Origin of the sequence: Cyanobacterium sp. Dongsha4 (genome assembly GCF_036345015.1) — a bacterium.
Classification (GTDB): domain Bacteria; phylum Cyanobacteriota; class Cyanobacteriia; order Cyanobacteriales; family Cyanobacteriaceae; genus PCC-10605.
Genome location: NZ_CP084098.1, coordinates 769,180 through 790,474 on the forward strand (window position 1 = coordinate 769,180; position 21,295 = coordinate 790,474).

Sequence of the window (21,295 nt, forward strand, 5' to 3'; positions counted from 1 at the left end):
TCTAGGGTGGGTAAATGCCCACCACTTTTATCTTATAGTAACGGTAATAAATACACTAGAACAAAAAGGATAATCCAAACTACATCGACAAAATGCCAATATAATTCAGAGGCTTCTACACCAAAATGCTTACTGGCGGTATAATGACCTTCGGAACGCGATCGCACTAACACCGCCAAAGTGAAAAGTAAACCTGCGGTAACGTGTAAACCGTGAAAACCAGTCAAGACATAAAAACAACTAGCAAAAAGGTTGTCAGTTAAACCGAAACCAGTGTGCATATATTCATAACCTTGACCAATTAAAAAGATTATACCCATGATTGCGGTGAGGGCAAACCAAAACTGTAAACCCTTGACATCATTATTTCTAATAGCGGACTGTCCTTTGTGCATAACAAAACTACTAGACACAAGAATAATGGTATTAATGGCTGGTAAACCCAATTCTAACTCAATACCATCCATAGGCCATTCTGGTAAAGTAGCATAATAGATCATATAGGCACTAAAAAGCCCAAAAAAGATCATACTTTCTGCCACTAAAAACAAGACTAACCCAAACATTCTATGATCAGGGTGGCCATGATGATGCCCTGATTCGGCTTCATAGCCTACGGTAACTTGATTTTCTATTGCTGAACTTTGCATAATACATTAATCAGTTTGTGAGTGTTTATTTTTTTCTGGTTTTGGCAGTTCGGAGTTCGGAGTTCAGGGTTCGGAGTTTTTCTTTGATTGTTTTTGTGATACTAACTAGGATTTTGATGATAATATCGTTTTCAGCCCTTAAAGAAGTCACTTTTTCTGGAGGAATAACTCCCGATTCAACCAAAACAATCAGCCAATATTCTGATTCTCTGGCTTCTTTCAGAGATATTTCCATTTTATGAAGAAAGTCTTTATCACTTTGTGCTGACTGTGCTTCTCTAACATTCGCCCCAATACTTGTACCACTGCGGATTAGTTGAGATGCTAGTATTTTAGCAATACCTCCTGATGAATCAAGAAATTGACAAAGTTTGACAACTCTTACGGCAAAATTAAGTGTTCTTTCTTGAATGGGTTGATTATCCGTCATAAAATCCTTTCCTGATCTTAACCCTGAACTCTTAACTCCTAACTCTGAGCCCTAAACTCCGAACCCCGAACCCCGAACCCCGAACTCATTTAGCACTGACTTCCGCTAACATATCCTTGACGGTTTCGTCTTCTGAATCTGACTCGCTATCAATACCGTAGTCATAGGGACCACTCCATAAAATGGGTTCTTCTTCAAAATTTTCAATGATTGGAGGTGAAGCAGTTTGCCATTCAAGGGTTAAAGCCTTCCAAGGATTACGCTCTGCTTGTGTGCCTTTGGATAAACTCCAAGCCATATTAATCAAAAAAGGAATAGTGGAAACTGCTAAAGTGTAAGCTCCTGCGGTACTAAGTAAGTTCAAAGGTTGAAATTCTACATCATAAAGGGCGATACGGCGATTCATCCCCATTAAGCCTAGTTGGTGCATGGGCATAAAGGTAATGTTTAATCCTAAGAAAGTGAGGATAAAATGTAATTTTCCTAAACCTTCGTGATAGTTTTTACCCGTAATTTTGGGAAACCAGTGATAAAACCCTGCAAACAAGGCTAAAGCTGATCCCCCAAATAAGACATAGTGGAAATGTCCCACCACAAAATAAGTATCATGGACATGAATATCAAAAGGTACAGAAGCCACCATTACCCCTGTTAAACCACCGATTAAGAAAGAAGACACAAAACCCACTGCAAATAACATGGGAGTATTTAATTCGATTTTTCCGCCCCACATAGTAGCACACCAACTGAAGATTTTAATCCCCGTAGGAACAGCAATTAACATGGTTGTTGCCATAAAGAACATTCTTAACCAACCGGGAGTGCCACTGGTAAACATATGGTGAGCCCAGACGATTAAACCGAGGAAACTAATGGCTAAACTAGAATATGCGATCGCACGATAACCGAAAATAGGCTTACGGGAATGCACGGGAATAACCTCAGAAACTACCCCAAAGAAGGGTAAAATCATGATATAAACTGCAGGGTGAGAGTAGAACCAGAAAAGATGCTGATAGACTACAGGATCGCCCCCTCCCGAAGGATTAAAGAAACTTGTACCTGCGATTAAGTCAAAGGAAAGAAGAATTAACGCTCCTGCTAATACGGGAGTGGATAACAGAATTAAAGCAGAAGTTGCCAACATAGACCAACAGAATAAAGGCATACTGTGCAAATCCATGTCTTTAATACGCATTCTGAGGATAGTAGTGGCGAAGTTAATACCCCCTAAAATGGAAGAAGTACCCAATAACAGGATACTCAAAATCCAAAATTCTTCTCCCCATTTACCAGTCATTAAACTTAAAGGAGGGTAAGAAGTCCAACCAGATTGAGGTGCACCCACCAAAAAGCTACTGATTAATAATACTCCTCCCGGAGGCACTAACCAAAAAGCAACGGCATTTAAACGAGGGAAAGCCATATCTTCTGCCCCAATCATCAAAGGAATGAGATAATTGGCAAAAGCCGCTCCTGCGGGTACAATCCAAAGGAAAATCATGATCGTACCGTGAAGGGTAAACATTTGATTGTATAACTCAGGAGAGATAAAATCAGGATCAGGAGTAGCTAACTCCGTGCGCACCACTTCAGCGAATGCACCACCGATAAAATAAAAGAGAAAGGAAGTCACGAGATACTGAATACCGATGACCTTGTGATCTGTGTTAAAGGTAAAGTAATCTATTAATTTCCTCTGTTTATGATTAGATGTTGTTGTATTGCTCATAAATTAGATTGAGATTAAAAATGTTATTGATGAGAGAGGTTTCAGGTATTGGGTGTCAGGTGAATAAATAATTAAGAATAAAAAACTCCGAACTCCGAACCACGAACCCCGAACTCTTAATGTAGTTGTGCCAAAGTCTCAGGAGTAACTCCCAAATGATGAGAGTGCATTTCCAGACGAGATTCCTCTGTCATGGGTTGAGACAATAAAGCCATTTTTTCCTCTTTGTCTTCCAAAGATGCGATCGTATTTTCTTGTACCCATGCTTGATAGTCTTCTTCACTATCCACATGAAGCACTGTTTTCATACCGCCATGATAAGCACCGCATAATTCCGCACAAATAATGGGATATGAACCGATTTTATTAGCTTTAAAAGATAATTCCGAATCTCTACCGGGTAAAACGTCTTGTTTTAATCTTAATTGGGGTACCCAGAAAGCGTGAATCACATCCCCTGCTTTCATGTTTAATTTAACCTGTTTATTCACGGGTACATGAAGTTCTCCCGTAACTACACCACTATCAGGATAAGTAAAAATCCATGCGTATTGAATACCGTTGACATCTACTTCCAAATCCGCTTTACTACTACCGATACCAAGAGATAAATGTCCTTGATGGGGATTAAAAGCGACTAATTTTGCTCCATTGTCTGCCATCTGCATTTCTTCTTGGGGAAAATCTCTGGAAATTTCGGGATCTAAACCACCTAAATTGTTATAAACTTCAAAGCTATAGACTGCTAAAATGAACACGATTACTGTGGGAATAGCAGTCCAAACTATCTCTAAGGGTACATTTCCCTCAATGGGAGGTCCATCGGTGCGATCGCCTTTTTTTCGCCTAAATCTAATGATGGAATAAATTAAAACTCCTTCTACGATTAAGAATAAGCCCGTAGCTATAGTCATCATCAAGTTAAATAAACCATCCACTTGTGCCGCCCCTTCCGAGGCTTCGACGGGCATCAAGCCGTGATTTTGACCATACCACAAACTGATCAAAGTAAGCAAAATACCTGCGATCAAAGTGATAATATTACCTGGTATATTCACAACGATTAAATCCTAAACTGCTGAATAATAAAACTTTTTCTTTTTTAAGGATAAGTCAAATTTTTTTATCTGTAGCAAAGGATTAATCATTCTCTGATATTTCTTTAAGTTTTTTTAATTATTACTCACTTATTCCTAACCCCTTAAAACCTATCATTAATGCAGGGCTGTTTCAAACTCAGTTGATAAAAATGTTGAGGCGTTTGGATATTGGGGTATTAGGGAGATTTTTTCATTGAAGATTTTAAGTAATAATTTAAAATCAAGAAAACTCTTGCCTATAAGGGTTGCCTGTTGCTTCTCTTCACCTAGAATAAGAAGTTACGGACTTCCTGAGTATATACCTAATTCATCTTTCTTTTCAATTCCTCTAATTCCACAGATACTTCCCAATCTCTAAATTTTTTCTCCAAATCATCATTACTGTTATTAAATCCAGAATTATTATAAGACCCATAAGAATTATAATTAGAATCACTGGGATAAGATTGTGTCCACTGTTTGGTTTTTTCTAACTCTTTAACCTTTAAATTAATCTCCCTTTCTTTGTTCTCAAGATTGATCAGTTTATTATTATTTTCAACAATCTGATTTTTTACTTTTTCCATTTCCTGCCAAGCAAAATTTCCTTGAGACAGCAATGTATTTTTTCTTTCCTCTGCTTCTTTAGCTAAATCATTTCTATTTGCTTTTTCCGCTTTTTCGATTCTTTCACACCATATTTTTATATCTTGAACTAATTTCAAAATATCTAATTCAAGTTGTTTTCTTCTTGATTCTAACTTACTAATTAACTTAATTGTATCTTCCTTTTCTTGCTTGATTTCCTGAGCGATAATTGTTAGATTTAATTCAGGATTACTTTGTAAAAATTCGTCTAATTTAGATTCTAAAAAATTTGTAAAGTTTTCAAAAATACTCATATATTTACTCTGTTTTCTTAGGAATAAACAGCCCCAATTATCCTTGTGTTAGGAACTAGCGTAGTTCATAATCGGAATTTTAATCAAGCTCGATCGAGGTTTTTATTTTCAATTATTGTCAATTATTATAGATAATTCTTTGTTAATAAGAGGTAGAGAAACTCATGCAAGTATATTCATTTTTAGCTAAATATTTCAACTAAAATCAACTTCTAAGGCAAAATTAGGCAACACTTCTTCCCCAGATAATAGGCAAGGCATATTGACAACGGTTCTGGGTTTTTGATGATGATAGATTTCTGCCTCTCTATCTTGAGGGTTAATTAGCCAACCTAACTTTAAGCCACTATTCAAATATTCTTCCATTTTCTCTTGTAGAGGCTTTAATCTGTCACCTTCAGATCTTAATTCCATCACAAAATCGGGACAAATAGGAGGAAATTTCTTTTTTTCTTCGGCGGTTAAACTATCCCATTTTGATTGTAATACCCACGACACATCAGGAGAGCAATCGCCTCCATTAGGTAATTTGAAGATAGTGGACGAACTAAAAACCTGTCCTAATTTATATTGACGATTCCAGAAAATTAAATCAGCGATTAAATTAGCTTCCCGATTACCACTTTCACCACCAACGGGGGACATAATAATTAATTCTCCTTGAGGACTTTTTTCCATCGGTATATCAGGATTAGCAAGGCATAATTGATAAAATGCTTCGCTAGTTAACTGGTTAAGGGATTCAACATTAATTACTGTCGCCATAATGATTAAATCATTTTTGTGTATCATTCTAACATTTGTTTTCATCTGCTACACAGCACGCACCTCCTAAGACACCAATACCCCTAGTTATGCTGTAATTTTATTGCTACATTTAATTAAACAACAGGCGGAAAAAAGAAATACTCGCTCTTGGGATTTTTCTATTTATAACTCGATCAAAGAAATTAAAAAAATTAATAAGAGAAGTAAATTAGGGGGTTATTATGCAACAGAGGAAGAGTTAAAGGAAATACTTGCAGATGCCTTTGATACAGCGATTAGAAAAGCATATCTTGAAGCCTTTGAAGTTAAATATAATCCCGAAGAGTTAATGCTCAAAATAGACTATGATAGTATCCAATCTTCAGCTTTAAAATCCATTTATTGACGAATAATCTAAACTGGTTTTGTTACGATCGTGCCTCAAATCTCTCTTATAAAGTCAAAAAGATAGCTACGTTGTGCCTTCGGTATCGCACCTCTTAAAATCAAATGTGGTATCTTTATTGCTTGACTTCACGTTCAAGAATTTCAGCAATAGAGTAAGGACAATTTTGAGGAAAATCTAATCCCGTTTCTTTCATGGCATCTAAATAAGCATTACGATAAATTTTTGTCACCCATTCTTCAGAAAGATATTTTCGTAAACTAGGACTATCTTCTAAATAAAAATCAATATTATTTCTTTCTCTCTTAATGGTAATCTCCCAACTTCTCGATCTTTTGTGAGGCTGATAATCCCATTTAAGTAAATGATGAATAATTAAGCGAATACTACTTAATAAACGATCTCTTTCCCGTTTCGACAAATCTTTGATTTCCTCGACTAAATTTTCAATATCTAAATGCTCAAAATCTCTTTTATCTAGTCTTTCTGCCATTGTTTCCGCCCAGTGAGCATAGTCAGTATTGTAAAGTTGCTCATTCATTATTCCATGATTTTTAACTCATTTTGCTTTCGATTTTACCACAAATCTCACACTCTAAAAAGCGTTCCCGAAGTGATCAACTAAGCAGTACGCACCTCCCCCAACTTCTAAGTCCTCCCTTATTAAGGCTAGGAGGGAACTGATACAATAAAATAAAACAAACTCTTTTCACTACGATATAAGTATAGGTGATGGTACAAAGAAAACGCTGATTGCTACCTTACGCTTGGTTGAAATTAGGTGAATTCGGAAAAAATCAAAAAAACTTTTTCCTTGAAAATTCCTTGACACCTTGCTTTTAACCTTAACTTCTAACCAATGTATCAAGATTCCACTGGCAAAATTTCCCTATGAATGCAACTTTCCAAACTACTGGCATTATTATTCAAAAAAAGCCCTTTGGAGAAAATGATTTATTAATTTCTTTTCTTTCCCCTGAATTGGGACTAAAAAAAGCGATCGCACCCAATGTCAAATTATATAAATCAACCCTGAGAGGGCGGACAGAATTACTGATGGTTAACGATTTTTTTCTGATTCAAGGAACAAACCTCGATCGCATCTTACAAATTGAAGGACAAATGTCATATCGTCAATTAAATAGTAATATCGGGAAATTAACTATCAGTCAATATTTAGCAGAATTAGTTTTACACCTTGCCCACGAACAACCCCAGAAAGAGTTATATACTCTTTTTCTCGAACACTTAAGGCGTATTGATAGTTTAACCAATAACGAACAATTATTTGCTTGTCTAGCACAGGCTGTATTTCATCTATTAGCCATCAGTGGTATTGCTCCAGAAATTTATCATTGTGTTCATAATTATCAACCCATTCAACCTAATTTTAATCAACCTTATTGGCGAGTCGGCTTTACTTTTCAAGGAGGGGGAGTGACTGAATATGTAAAATCTTCCTATTCTTCTCACTACTATCAAATTAATGATCACCTCAATGCCATTGAATTAGCATTATTACAAACTTTACCTAAACCTTCTCTGCCCTCAGATTTAACCTCCATTATTCCCTCTCATTATGATGATTTAGTAATTCAGAAAAGTTGGATGAGAATAGAACGGATTTTGAAAAGTTATTTAGAATTTCATTTAGATTGTAAAATGCGATCGGCTGAAGTTATTACAGATATTTTAATCGCTTTCTAAACTTTTAATTATTCGAGTTTTGATGTGAGATTACTAAGAATTGTTCCTTGTGGATTTAAAGTGATAATAACAAATCTTAAAATAATCAATTAATAATAGTAAATTATCAAAACTTATCTCCCATTAATTATTAGTTGTTAAGACCTCCTTACTGAAAAAAATAAAAATGACACCGCCCTAGCCTAATATCTCACCTTTAATTTTTGAGTGTAAAATTAAACTAATTTTATATATTTTTAGATCATAAAGAAAAGTTAAGGTTTTGTACTCTAAAAAAAATTCAATATTATGCTAAATACTGTTTCCCAATGGTTCAAAAATTCTTTTAGACGCAAAATAGGCTTAGAAGTTTTAGTTTCCCTTTCTATCAGTACCATCATCGTTGTGATTAAAGAATTGGGGGGATTTGAATATTTTGACTTGGGAGTATATGACTGGCTGTTAAAATTCCATACCCGTGAAAATCAAGATAATCGAATATTAACAGTTCTCATTACAGAAGATGATATTCAAACCGAAAGAAGATGGCCTATCAGTGATGGAACTTTAGCAAAAGCTATTAATATTCTTTTAGAGAGTGAGCCTTATGCCATTGGGGTTGATTTATATCGTGATTTTCCCATTGAACCCGGTACAGATGATTTTACCAATATTTTAGCTAATAGCGATCGAGTCTCTGTAGTCTGTAAATTAGAGTCAGAAGCCCAACCAGCAGTTCCGCCTCCCCCCAGTTTACCTATAGATTTAGTAGGATTTGCCGATATTGTTATTGATGGAGATGGTGTTGTCAGACGTAATTTATTTTATGTTGAACCTCAAGAAAGTAGATGTCCGACTCCTTATTCTTTAGCTCTACAGTTGGCACTTTCTTATTTAATACCCCAAGGAATTGAACCCCAAGTGAGTGAAGATGGCTTACTAACAATAGGTAAAGCAACTTTTAAACCTATTAATAAGAGAATGGGTGCTTATCGTCATATCGATGCTAATGGTTATCAAATCATGCTTGACTACCGTAGAGGCAATAATCCCAATCCCACCGTTACTTTAAATGATGTCTTACAGGGAAAAGTTGATCCTAAACTTATCAAAGATAAAGTAGTTTTAATTGGAGTATCTGCACCTAGTTTACGAGACTCTTTTTATACTCCTTTCAGTCGCCAAGGAGAAGATGTGGTTTTAATGCCGGGGGTTGTGGTTCACAGTTATATGGTGAGTCAATTTCTTTCCTCTGCTATTGACGGACACCCTTTAATTTGGAGTTGGCCAGAGGGTGGGGAAATTGTTTGGATTTATTTTTGGGGTGTAGTAGGTAGCACTTCTATTTTATTATTATCCCGTCCTTTATTAATGGTATTGCTACAGGGTTCATCTTTAGTCATTATCGTCGGTAGTGCCATCATCTTTTCCTTTCAAGGGGGATGGATTCCTGTTGTTCCCGCCATAGTTAGCTTTACGGGAGGTGCGATCGCACTCGTGGGTTATAACGCTTATAAAGCCAAAAACGAACAACTTTCCATTCAACAACAAGTATCAGATCAAGAAAAATCGATCGCAGTTTTACAAATGTTGTTACAATCCCAATCTCAGACCCATAAAATATCCAAAGTCACAACCTATGAAGAAGGTTCAGTAATTGTTGGTCGTTATCAAATTATTAAACGCTTAGGAAAAGGCGGATTTGGCAATAGTTATCTTTCCATTGATCAAATGTTACCCGGGAAACCCTACTGTGTAGTTAAACGCTTAAATGCCTATTCCGATGACACAAAAATTTTAACCCTGATGGAAAAATTACTGGAAACCGAAGCAAAAATATTAGAAAAAGTGGGCAAACATCCTCAAATCCCCGACTTACTAGCCTATATCCAAGACAACAATAACTTTTTCCTCGTTCAAGAATATATTGACGGTAAAACCCTCATTCAAGAATTAAAAGAGAAAACTAAATATAGTGAAAATGAAGTACTGCAAATTATTGAAGAAATAATGGAAATTTTGAGTTTCATTGAGCAATATAACTTAGTCCATCGAGATATAAAACTAGATAATATCCTTCGTCGTCAATCAGACAACTCCCTTGTATTAATCGATTTTGGTGGCATAAAACAAATTTTTAACTTAAAAAACGAAACAGCTATCAATGCCGTTAGTAATGAAGGCTATGCCTCACCAGAACAATTAGCAGGACAACCCGTCATGGCAAGTGACATTTACTCTGTGGGTATGGTAGCCATCCATTGTTTAACAGGAACATTCCCGGGTAAACTACCCAGAGACCCTCAAACAGGGGAAATTCTGTGGGATAGTAGCAAATATGTCAGCCCCGTAACTGCTAAAATCATCAAAAAAATGACCAGCTATCATTTTAAAGATCGTTACCAAAACGCACAGGAAGTAAACAAAGATCTTAAACACTATAAATCGCAAATAGAAGAATTAAAAAATCAAATTGACATCGACATTCAAATTGATGAAGAAAAAAAAGCAGAGGAAGTGTCAGAAATTGTCCATTCCGAAAACTTTTTACAGTTACAAGAAAAAGCAGAAAGGCTACGCCGTAAAAGATTATCTTAACTTCTGTTCGGTTTAAGAATATCCGATAAGGTTAGGTGTCAGGTTTCAGGTTGCAGATGTCAGGGAAATGAGTTCGGAGTTAAGAGTTAAAAGTTATTAATTATCATCAACTATTTACTTTTGCTCCTTGCCCTTTACTTATCCTGAAAAACTTAAGAAATTTTTAATAATTAACTATTGACGAATCCATAAAATTAGCTTATATTGTGACTGATTAGTCATATTATTGGTAGTAAAAAAATAAAACTTCACCTACTATTAATCAAACTCTGTCAATCAAACTAAACTTACACCTTCCATCCAGATAAAAACGAACCTGCCATGAGTATTAGATTTACCGAAGCGACTGTTGACACTACCTTTGATACCCCTACGGGTATTATGTTTCTTGATTTAAACAATGATTTTTTACAAGACTTAGTTGCTGTTTCCTCTGGTTTTGGAGGGGATGACTTAGTATGGCATCGAAGCAATAGTAATGGCACAATCAACACTTCTAGTACTTTAATTCATGGAGAATTAGGCGGAGGGCGCAATGGTTTCTATGGTGCGGATATGGATAGGGATGGTGATATAGATATAGTTACAGCAGAAAATGGTAGTGATAATGTTGTTATCTGGTATAATACTAACGGGCAAGGTACTTCTTGGAGTAATAGAAAATTAGCTGACAGTTTCAATGGTGCAACAGATTTATACATAGCTGATTTTGGCACAGACGGCTGGGTAGATATTGTTGGTGCATCAGAAGATGATGATGATGTATCTATCTGGCGACAAACTTCGGGAGGTAGTTTTGCAGGAGAATTAAAAATAGATGGCGGCTTAAGCGAAGCAAGGGCAATTGATGGCGGTGATTTAAACGGTGATGGCAGACGAGATGTGGTTGCGGGGGGTGAAGAAGGTTTATTTTGGTATCGCAACAATGGCAGTGGTACAAGTTGGACGCAATATAATATTGTGGGTAGTAGCTATCAACCTCAAGACTTGAAAGTTGCGGATATAGATAGAGATAATGATTTGGATATTATTATCGCCGCCGATAATGGAGTTTATTATTGGAGGAATTTAGGTTCAGGTTCTTTTAGTGGACCCCTTCAAATTGCTACTTTTAAGGTAGCACAACTTGCCGTTGCTGACATCGATCGAGATGGAGATAATGATTTAATTTTTGGTAATAACAGCAGTAATGCAAGTCTTTACTGGTATTCTAACAATGGCAGTGGTGGCTTTGAACGTTATAATATTGATAGTATTGGCTTGAATAACATCACGGCGGTAGGGGTAGGAGATGCAAATAATGACGGGTTTATGGATATTGCCATCGGCACTGATGGAGAAGATGATATATATTGGTATCGTAATGAGTTAAGAAAAATTAGTATCACGACTGGCTCATCATCATTCAACACTAATCCTATTGTAGAGGGGGGCGATTATTACTCCTATGGTTCATTTACCATCTCTTTAGATGAACCAGCAATCACAACTATTACTCTTTCTTCTACTTATACCATAAGTGGCACAGCAACTAATAATGTCGATTATGTAATTGGAGGTTATACAACTATTCCTGCAGGATTTTCTTCTGCTACTATTGACATTTACGCTATTAATGATCTAGTTTATGATCCTAATGAGACTATTACTTTAACTCTTACGGGTAATGGTATTAATAACGGTTATGTCATCGATGCTAGTTTCTCTAGTGCTACTTTAACTATAAATGATCCCACTCCCGTTGTCAGTATAAGCTCATCTGGGGTGGTAAACCCTTCTGAATCGGGTGTCATTGGGCAGTTTACCATTTCTTTAAATACCACTGCTACCAGTAATTTTAGTATTCCCTATAGTTTATCAGGCGCGAGTAATGACATTATCCTTGATAACGATACTAACCCCAATAATGGTAGTTTAGGCTCAACTATTCCTATTGGTATAGGAGAAAGAAGTAAGACGATTTATGTTTTTGCTAAAGACGACTTCACCTATGAAGCCAATGAGAGTTTTACCTTTACCTTATTACCCACAACTCCCGTAGTTAACAATATTGCTTTAGGTTCGGGTTATAGAGTAGATTTAAGTAAAAATAGTCGTACTTTAAATATTATCGATGATGAGCCGACTGTAACTGTTAGTGGCATTAAAAATCTGCAAGAGGGTAGCGAGAATGGGGAGTTTATCGGTTATGTGGACATTATCCTCGATCGCGTCGTCACTAAGCAACCCGGATTGTCAGTATATTATAACATCACAGGAGGAACAGCCACTCAATTCACCGACTATTTTAACTCTCAGGGAAGGTTAACCAGTGGTAGTAATGCTCAAAATGTGGTTTTTATTCCCAATGGTGCAGATTCTGCTAGATTATATTTAACTGCTTTACCAGATGCGATCGCAGAAGCTACTGAAACCATTACTATATCTTTAATTAACGATCAAAATCCTAACACTACTCCCGATTATGCGGCAGGAAATAATTATGCTTTAGGAAATGCCGTCACTGCCACCGTTAATATCACCGATAGTGGACATTATAGCCCGAATATTGCCATTATTGACAAGTTTGGAAATGCCGTTACTAACACAAATCCCTTAGAAGCCAATAGCGAAGGAGAGGTTAACTTTAGTCTTAAATTAACTAGCCAACCAACCCAAAACGTCACCGTCAGAGTTGATACTTTCACCCTTACCTTTACTTCTACTAACTGGGATACACCGCAAAACGTTACGTTAAATGGTATCACTTCCTCTCGAAATTTAGCAGTCACTAGCACCAGTAACGATAGTAATTATAATAACCGCACTAGCAATATAACCATTAATCCTGATGACGGTATTCCTAATTTAGATGTAACGGAAGGAGAAAACTTTTTACCGATAATTATCCCCAGTGTGAGTATCTTATTAGAAAGCGATACCAACGAGGGAAGCGAATTAGCAGGGGTGTTTAAATTATTGTTGAGTAATCCTGCGCCTAGGGGTGGTTTAGTCATTAACTATCGAGTAACAGGCACAGCTACCCCTAATGTAGATTATAGTACGCTTTCAGGTATAGTAGAAATTCCAGAAGGAGAAACCAGTGTTTTCTTAAATGTCCCCGTTATTGATGATAAGGTAAAAGAAAATGCAGAAACAGTAATTGTGACTCTACAAGCAGGAGATGGTTATACCGTTAATAATGCTACCTCTAACGCCACTTTAACCATTAGTGATGATGACGATTCTAGTATTGAATTTGCTACTCCTCAAATCACCGCATCTATTACCAGTAGCAATGATTTATTAACCTTCAGTGTGGTTAGTTTTAATGATAATAGTGGCACTTTTACTGTGGTGTTAAATCAACAACCTGCCCAAAATGTCACGGTTACTTTAAGGGATGCTTTAAATAATAATGCCAGTGGAGAGAATTTAACCTTTACTCCTGATAATTGGCAATCTGCACAAAATCTTACCCTTACTAATCTAACTGCTAACAACAGTGATGATTTTAATTATCAAATTACCGCCGTCACCGATAGTCAAGATAGTAACTATCAAAACAAAACCCTTAACTTTCCCATTGTGACTAATACGTTAAATACCACCATCACCAGTGTTTTAACAACGGAAGGGGAAGAAGACATTTTGTTAGTGAAACTGACTAGCCAACCTAGTAGTAATGTCACCCTTAGTTTTAGTGAAATTGATGCTACGGAAAATAGTTTTTCTACTAATACCCTTACTTTTACTCCCGATAATTGGAATAGTTATCAAAGTATCGATGTTAGTGGGTTAAGAGACGATCGCGCCGATGGAGATATAACCTATAATGTTAAGGTGACGACAACTAGCAGTGATAGTAACTATAACGGAGTTTATCAACTATTACCCAATACTAATACAGATATTGATAGTGATGTGGTTAATAATGAGCCTGAACCAGATGATAACCTAGAAACTGATCCTTTAGTTACCATTAATATTCAAGGTAGCAGTGAAATCGGAGAAAGTGACACTACTGGGGGTAAATTCAGAATTAGTGTTGGAGAAGGTAGTTCAAGTGATCCTGTTAATGTTCGTTATTCCATCTTAACCAATCCCAGTGATAATAATGCCACAGAGGGAGTTGATTATCAATCTTTTAATTTATTTGAGCAACAATTAGGCACAGAAAACCCTTTCAATGGTGTTGATATTGGTAGCTATAGCGCCCCCAGTGTGATAGATTTAGATCAAGATGGAGATTTAGACCTTTTTATCGGTAATTATGAAGGTGCGATCGCCTATTATGAAAATACTGGTACAAAGAATCAACCTATCTTTACTAGAAATACCAGTAATAATCCTTTCAGTGCCATTGACTTAAATGGTGCAACTTCCCCCGGTTATTCAACTCCTGCTTTCGGTGATGTTGACGGCGATGGTGATCAAGATTTAATCTTAGGTAGTAGTGATGGTAAGATTCCTTTCTATCGTAATAATAACCTTACTTTTACAGAAATAACAGGCTCAAATAATCCTTTTAATAGCATTGACATCGGAGATTATAGCGCCCCTATTCTCATAGATATTGATTCCGATAGTGACTTAGATTTATTTGTCGGTAGCGGTAATGGTTTAATCAAGTTTTATCCCAACACAGGCAGTGAAACCAATCCTGTTTTTGTGGAAGACACCGCAGGAAATCCTTTTCAAAATGTGGACTTGGGCGATCGCTCTGGTATAATATTCGCAGATTTAGATGAGGATGGAGATTTAGACGCTGTTTTAACGGGAGACACTAACGGCGCTACTAAGTCTGGGGGAGTGATGGAATACTGGTTAAATATTGGCACTCCTTCTCAACCTAATTTTATTCAAGATGATAGTCTATTCGATCGCAGTGATTTTACTATACCAGATAATGTGCGTCCCGTTTTTGGTGATATTAATGGAGATTTAGATGAGGATTTATTATTTGGTAATATTGATGGGATTATTGACTATTATGAGAATTTATCTAGTGGCGAAATAACCATTATTCCGGGGCAATTTGCCGATATTGATTTAACCCCTTTTGCTGATAATATTGCCGAAGGAGATGAAAATGTTACCGTTGTTTTAAATACCAATCAAGGCTATTATATTAATCCCGAAAATACCACCGTTACTTTTACTATTAAAGATGATGATGTAGCTGGAGTTTCTATTACTGATAATCAAGGAAATTCTATTTCAGGTAAAACTTATACCACTAGCGAAAGTAACAATTCACCTCAAACCTTTAAAGTAAAACTTACTAGCCAACCTACTGATAATGTCATTGTTTATTTAGGCACGAATAATAAAAATGAGGGTATTTTATCCGCAGAATTTCAAGAAAATCAAGAAGTTATTTCCCTTTACTTTACCCCTGATAATTGGAATATTGAGCAAAGTTTTACCGTTAATCCTCAAGATGATTTAAGAGACGATGAAACAGTCGCTTATCAAATAATTTCTACCGTTAAAAGTGGTGATGATTTTTACAACAATGTAGAAGTTAGCGACATTTCTCTTAATAATCAAGATAATGATAACGCAGGTATTAATATTGTCCAAATAAGTGGTAATTCTACAGAGGGAAGCAGTAATTCTTATCAAATTTCTTTAAAGACTCAACCTCTTTCTCCTGTCAATGTCACCATGACACCCAGTAACGAGGAAATCAAATTTTCTAATCAAGGTTTCTCTCAACCTCTCACCCTCTCCTTTAATCAAGATAACTGGAATATTCCTCAAACTGTCACCGTCTTTGCCGTTGATGATAGCAAAATTGAATATAACCACTCCACGAATATTGATTTTAGTATCGAATCTGAAGATAATCGCTATAGTAATCTAACTCCTCCTCAACCCATAAAAGTTAATATCACCGATAACGATTTACCCTTAGCTACCCTTGCGGTGACGCAAAATGCCACGGAAGAAGCCATGCCGGGTTACTTTACTATCTCGGTGAGTGAAGCGGTTAACTCTGCTTTCGGTGAGACTGGTTTAAATGTTGCCTATCGAGTTTTAGGCAGTAGTAGCGCGGTTAATGGTTTTGACTATCAAACGGTATTGGAAACAGGAAGCGTGAGAATCGCACCGGGGAAAACTAGCACAACTTTAACTATTTCTTCCATTGATAACTTTATTGATGATGGTGATAAGCAAGTTGTTATTGAATTGTTAGCAGGGGATGGTTATAGCTTGGGAGAGACTACCACTAACACCCTCGTGATTATAAATAATGATAAGGCAGGAGTACAAATTATTCAAAGTGGTATTGTGCCTGTTGTCAAAGAAGGGGAAAGCTATACTTTCTATGTCTCTTTATTAAGTGAACCCACCCAAACCACTACAATTAATTTCTCTGATAATCCGAATGAGTTAAATAACGTTAACCCCCTTACCTTCAATTCTGAAAATTGGTATATACCACAGACTGTAACCATAAGTGCGATCGACGAGAATATTGCAGAGACAGGAGAAAATCATACAACTCAATTAGCATTTATTTTTGATGGTGCGCCAGAGTATGAAAATTTAGATGAACCTGTTAGCCTTGAAGTTAATATTATCGATAGAACCTTTGATAGTGTCAATACGGCTTTAGGTTTACAGTATAGTTTAAATAGTATAGAAAGGGCGTTTACTGAATCTAGTTTACCCTTAATTGGTAGTGGTTCAACCTTGCCTCTTTTCTTTGACGAAATCACTGAAAAAATTGTCAATGAAATTTACATAACCAATAATTTAACCGCATGGAAATTAGAGCAAATTTTCAGAAATTTGTTACCAGAAACTCTAGGGGATAACCTTTCTAATTTGCAAATAAATTATACTCCTAATAATAACGATACTCCTTTTACTGTTTCCTTTACTGTTACTTATAATGACCAAATTATTCCCCTTAGTAAAGATTTAGCTATTCCCTCCCTTGATTTAACTGTTAATGGCGAAGCCCAAACGGATATTATTTATGATTTTACTTTAGGTTTTGGCATTAATAAAACTGGTGGTTATTATCTGGATACATCTAAAACTGTTTTAAATCCAGATATTAAATTTGATAATGTTACTTTAACAGGGCTTGATAGTATTAACGGTTTAAGTGTTGATTTTGCTGATGAAGGTATTGATTTAGATTTAGATTATGACATTAAATTAGTAGGTAATAATTTAGATAAATCTGGTTTAAATATACTTAAAAATCAACCATCACAAGAATTATTTACAAATTTTGACTATACTTTTACAGAGAAGAGTTTTGCAACATTATCTCTTTCTGCGACTCCTGATGAAAGAATTACTAATTTGTTTCCCGCTATAACTTTTGATTTAGCAGTGGAAGAATTACCTCTTTATAACTATGCCGATGAAGCAAAAATTGAACTTAATGATTTCATTGTTACTCTGCAAAATGTGGCTTTAGATGTACAATCTTTAATCAGAGGTTATGTTAAAAAATATGTTGATTTAATTGATGAGATTTTACAGCCTATTTATCCTATTATTGATGCCCTTAACGCTGATACAAAATTCCTTTCTGCTTTAGAATTAGACTTCCTTTTTGATAGTAATAATGATGGAAAAGTGTCAGTATTAGAAATGATGTTAACCCTGCTTAATGTCGATGATAATAGTGGTGATAATGATGCTTTACAAAATTTAGGCTTTGATGGTTTTGATGATGGTGACTCCCTCGACTTTTACGAATTTATCGATGCCATTAATGAGTTAATTGAAGTCGTCAGATTAGTTGATGATTATATTGCCGATGATAGTAATGTTTTAATTGATATAGGCTCAGTTAGTACAGCAGTTCAAAATGGAGAGGTTGATTTTAGTCGTGATGATTTAACTATACCAGATGGTAACATTCTCGATCGCATCGCTAATAATCCTCTCGCTACAGATGACTTAGAAAAACTAATTGATAGTATTTTGGCTTTAGATGGTTTAGAGATACCTTTATTAACTGACTTTTTCTCCGTTGCTGGTTTATTACTGGGAGAGGAAAACGTTGACTTTTTAATTTATGATGTGCCCGATTTGGATTTTGATATTAGTATCGATTTGTCTGACATTGGCTTAGATGCAATTTTACCTGAGTATGGTTTGGATGCCGTTTTAGAAGTTGCATTAGGGCTTAATTCTAACCTCTATTTGGCTTATGACGCTTATGGGTTGAATGAGTGGCAGAAAACAGGTTTTGATGATAGTAAACTAAACTTATTATTGGATGGGCTTTATATTCGAGATGTAGATGCAAATGGTAAAGATGTTAATGAATTAGGCGCTTCTTTTGGTGTTGATATTGGCATGGAATTTAATGCTATTGTGGCAAAGGCAAGGATGACGGGAGGTGTGCAAAGTGATAATGATGTGAAACTCGATTTTGTTGATGGTGGCGAATATCAAGGGTTAGGGGATGGTATCATTCGCTATTCTGAATTATCACCTTTATTCACTGGTGATCTTAGTGTACTAGAAATTAGCGGTGCGATCGAGGCTTTTTTAAATACTAAGGTGCAAGTAGGTATCGATGTGGGTTTATTCGAGATAATGGAAACCATCCTTGATGTGGATATTTTCACCTACAAAATTTGGGATATTGAAGATGTCTTAAAACAATTGGGTATCAGTGGTTTTGCTAGTCAAAGTTACTTACAAGGAGGTACAGTATTTTTTGATGTTAACTTTAACGGTCTATTAGATCAAGGGGAAATTTCGACTATTAGCAATGATGACGGTAGTTTTAATTTACCAGTGGATTTAGTACCTTTTGACCGCAATCGCAATGGTATTATAGATGATCAAGATGGGCGTTTAGTCGTTATAGATGGAATTGACACTGCCACAGGATTACCTATCAGCACTCCACTTTTTGCCACCGTTGACTATTCCATGATTACTCCCCTCACCAGTCTGGTGCAAAAAATTCATCAATCAGGCATTGACATAGAGTTAGCGGAAACAAAAATTAAAGAGATATTTACGTTACCTGAAAGTCTTGATTTATCAACCTTTGATCCCATGTCTGCAATAAATAATGGAGATATTAACGGGAAAAAAGTCTATACCAGTCATGTGGTTACTCAAGGGGTAATTGCGGTTTTAACTCAGTTTATCTCTGGTATCACCAATCAAACTCCTGCTCAAGTTACCGATAAAGTCATAGGTGCGATCGCCCTTAGTGTATATAATGAGGATATGGGTAATTTCTATAGCCTCTCTTTTCTCAATAATCTAATTACCAACTTGGTTAGCGAGACAGGAGGTGAATTTAGCGACAATGAGTTAACAAAAATTACCGATATTTTAAGCCGTATCTTAACCATTGGCACTCAATTAATTACCATCACGGCAGATAATTCTAGTATAGAGAATGTCGTCACTAACCTTAATTCCCTCAAAATAGCTTTACAATTTGACTTAGGTAATATCTTAGGGCAGTTAGGGGCAGGTTTAATTACTCCTTCTGCGGTAGATGAATTATTGCACAATTGGCAAGGAAGATTACAAGAATCTGCTAATGTGCCAAATTTATTCGCCTTAGTTTTGGCTTTACAAACAGAGGAGATTCCCCAAGATATAGCGAATCAAAAGGTTTTAACTATTTTTGACCTTCCCCAAAATTTTGATCTCACTAAAACACCCTTATCACCCACTGATGATCCTATTTTAAGTCAACAGGTACTAATTTTGGAAAATCAACTCACCTTACTATATCAATTAGGAGGGCAGGTTTTACAAAGTGCAGGTATCAACGACTCTCACGAAGCACAATGGTTAATAAGTCGTGCCACGGCTGAATATATTTACCATAATCCCAACATCGATTTAACCGACTCGGAAACCATCAACCAAATTATTGATTCTGCAATTCTCTTTTCTAATCTTACTGTCAAAGATTCTATCATAGAAAGTAAACGCGATCGCATTGCTTCTGTTAATACCACCTTAGATATAATTAATCAGGGAAATAATAACTATGAAGAAGTAGCGAATCAGCAACAACAAATTCTCGATAATGTCTTAGAATTTAACTCTTCCTATCACTATCCTTTACCCTTAGTCGTCAATCAAAATGAAGAAGAAACCCTTTACACTCCTCAACCGATTGATACTAAGTTTCAAATTTCTGCCCTTAATGTATCCGATGATTATGAGTTGGGTATCAAAACCCCTGACGGTAAATCGATTATTCTCTTGGAAAACTTACCCGGTAGCGATGATTCTAGTTTAACTAATACTTTAGATGAGATTACCGTAGATACCTTAATGGGTAGTGAAACCAAGTTTTTTGGCTCGTTAATTAATGCACCAGAGGGTTTAGCTACTTTTACCAATAGTGGTTTAGAATTTTATCTTACTATTAATGGTGAAACTTATAGTTCTCAAAATCCAGAACAACTGGAAATTACCTCTAAAGGTAGTCAGGGTTTAGCCTTAACTTTTAAAGACGAAAATGACATTGTTGCTGAATTTGCTATTAACACCCCTGTTTTTATCACCCCCGGTTTAGACAAGGGCGAGAATACCACCATTAATCTTACCATTGCCCGAAGTGCGGCAAATGAAAACACCATCGGTATTTACCAAGTGGATGATTTAACAGGAGGAATTATAAGAGGCGATCGCACTATTATGCCCAATGATCCCGAATATGATAGAATAGCCATTCAAAAGGCGCAATCTGCGGGATTAATATTTGAAACCCCCGAAAACATGAACATAGATAACTACACCATCGCCTTATCTAATGCTAGTATTTTTGGTTTCTTTCTTCTTGTTAATGGTGATACAGAAGAATATTTGAATCAAACGGATGAATCAATTTACAGCTTTTTCTCCTATGGCAGTGCCAATAAAGACAATAGACAACATTTTACTTCCCTTGGGGATAATATCTTTGGCTTTGAAGATACTTTTGGAGGAGGAGATAATGACTTCAATGACATTTTAATACAAATCGATTCTGTAAATATTTAGCAACAGTTAATTTCTTCTCTTATCGCACCTCTTTATTTCCAAATACCTCAGTATAATAAAGGCTATTTTAATGAACAAA

At 36.0% G+C, this 21,295-nt stretch carries 11 protein-coding genes; 4 read left to right on the forward strand and 7 right to left on the reverse strand.

Features of this window, described 5'->3' with window-relative positions; genetic code table 11:
- Window positions 1–32: 32 nt before the first annotated feature.
- From Dongsha4_RS03275 to Dongsha4_RS03300, 6 genes are all read right to left on the reverse strand, one after another.
- A complete protein-coding gene (locus Dongsha4_RS03275) occupies window positions 33–650 on the reverse strand; it encodes a cytochrome c oxidase subunit 3 (RefSeq protein ID WP_330204330.1) in 618 nt (205 codons plus the stop codon).
- Window positions 651–675: 25 nt separating this feature from the next.
- Entirely contained in the window at window positions 676–1,080 is a 405-nt protein-coding gene (locus tag Dongsha4_RS03280) for a four helix bundle protein (RefSeq protein ID WP_330204331.1), read from the reverse strand.
- An 85-nt stretch (window positions 1,081–1,165) separates the two neighbouring features.
- Window positions 1,166–2,812, reverse strand: coding sequence for a cytochrome c oxidase subunit I (ctaD, locus tag Dongsha4_RS03285; protein WP_330204332.1), 1,647 nt, complete (start codon window positions 2,810–2,812; stop codon window positions 1,166–1,168).
- 116 nt (window positions 2,813–2,928) lie between these two features.
- Window positions 2,929–3,870 carry a cytochrome c oxidase subunit II gene (locus Dongsha4_RS03290; protein WP_330204333.1) on the reverse strand — a complete coding sequence of 314 codons (942 nt, stop codon included), beginning with the start codon at window positions 3,868–3,870 and terminating at the stop codon, window positions 2,929–2,931.
- 344 nt (window positions 3,871–4,214) lie between these two features.
- Window positions 4,215–4,793: a TIGR04376 family protein gene (locus Dongsha4_RS03295; protein WP_330204334.1), complete on the reverse strand. Its 579-nt coding sequence runs from the start codon at window positions 4,791–4,793 to the stop codon at window positions 4,215–4,217.
- A 195-nt stretch (window positions 4,794–4,988) separates the two neighbouring features.
- Window positions 4,989–5,558: a Uma2 family endonuclease gene (locus Dongsha4_RS03300; RefSeq protein ID WP_330205382.1), complete on the reverse strand. Its 570-nt coding sequence runs from the start codon at window positions 5,556–5,558 to the stop codon at window positions 4,989–4,991.
- 97 nt (window positions 5,559–5,655) lie between these two features.
- Between Dongsha4_RS03300 and Dongsha4_RS03305 the strand changes: the two genes are divergently transcribed.
- Window positions 5,656–5,946: a DUF29 family protein gene (locus Dongsha4_RS03305; protein WP_330205383.1), complete on the forward strand. Its 291-nt coding sequence runs from the start codon at window positions 5,656–5,658 to the stop codon at window positions 5,944–5,946.
- A gap of 115 nt (window positions 5,947–6,061) precedes the next feature.
- Here the strand turns inward: Dongsha4_RS03305 and Dongsha4_RS03310 are convergent, their stop codons facing one another.
- Window positions 6,062–6,487, reverse strand: a complete 426-nt coding sequence (locus Dongsha4_RS03310) for a DUF29 domain-containing protein (protein WP_330204335.1) — start codon at window positions 6,485–6,487, stop codon at window positions 6,062–6,064.
- Window positions 6,488–6,837: 350 nt separating this feature from the next.
- Here Dongsha4_RS03310 and recO point away from each other — a divergent pair, with 350 nt between their 5' ends.
- The 3 genes from recO to Dongsha4_RS03325 all read left to right on the forward strand — a co-directional run bounded on the left by recO (window position 6,838) and on the right by Dongsha4_RS03325 (window position 21,216).
- Complete coding sequence (gene recO / locus Dongsha4_RS03315; RefSeq protein ID WP_330204336.1) at window positions 6,838–7,653, forward strand: DNA repair protein RecO; 816 nt, start codon at window positions 6,838–6,840, stop codon at window positions 7,651–7,653.
- A 288-nt stretch (window positions 7,654–7,941) separates the two neighbouring features.
- Window positions 7,942–10,230, forward strand: coding sequence for a CHASE2 domain-containing serine/threonine-protein kinase (locus tag Dongsha4_RS03320; protein ID WP_330204337.1), 2,289 nt, complete (start codon window positions 7,942–7,944; stop codon window positions 10,228–10,230).
- 321 nt (window positions 10,231–10,551) lie between these two features.
- On the forward strand, window positions 10,552–21,216 hold the full coding sequence (locus Dongsha4_RS03325; RefSeq protein ID WP_330204338.1) for an FG-GAP-like repeat-containing protein: 10,665 nt from the start codon (window positions 10,552–10,554) through the stop codon (window positions 21,214–21,216).
- Window positions 21,217–21,295 lie beyond the last annotated feature (79 nt).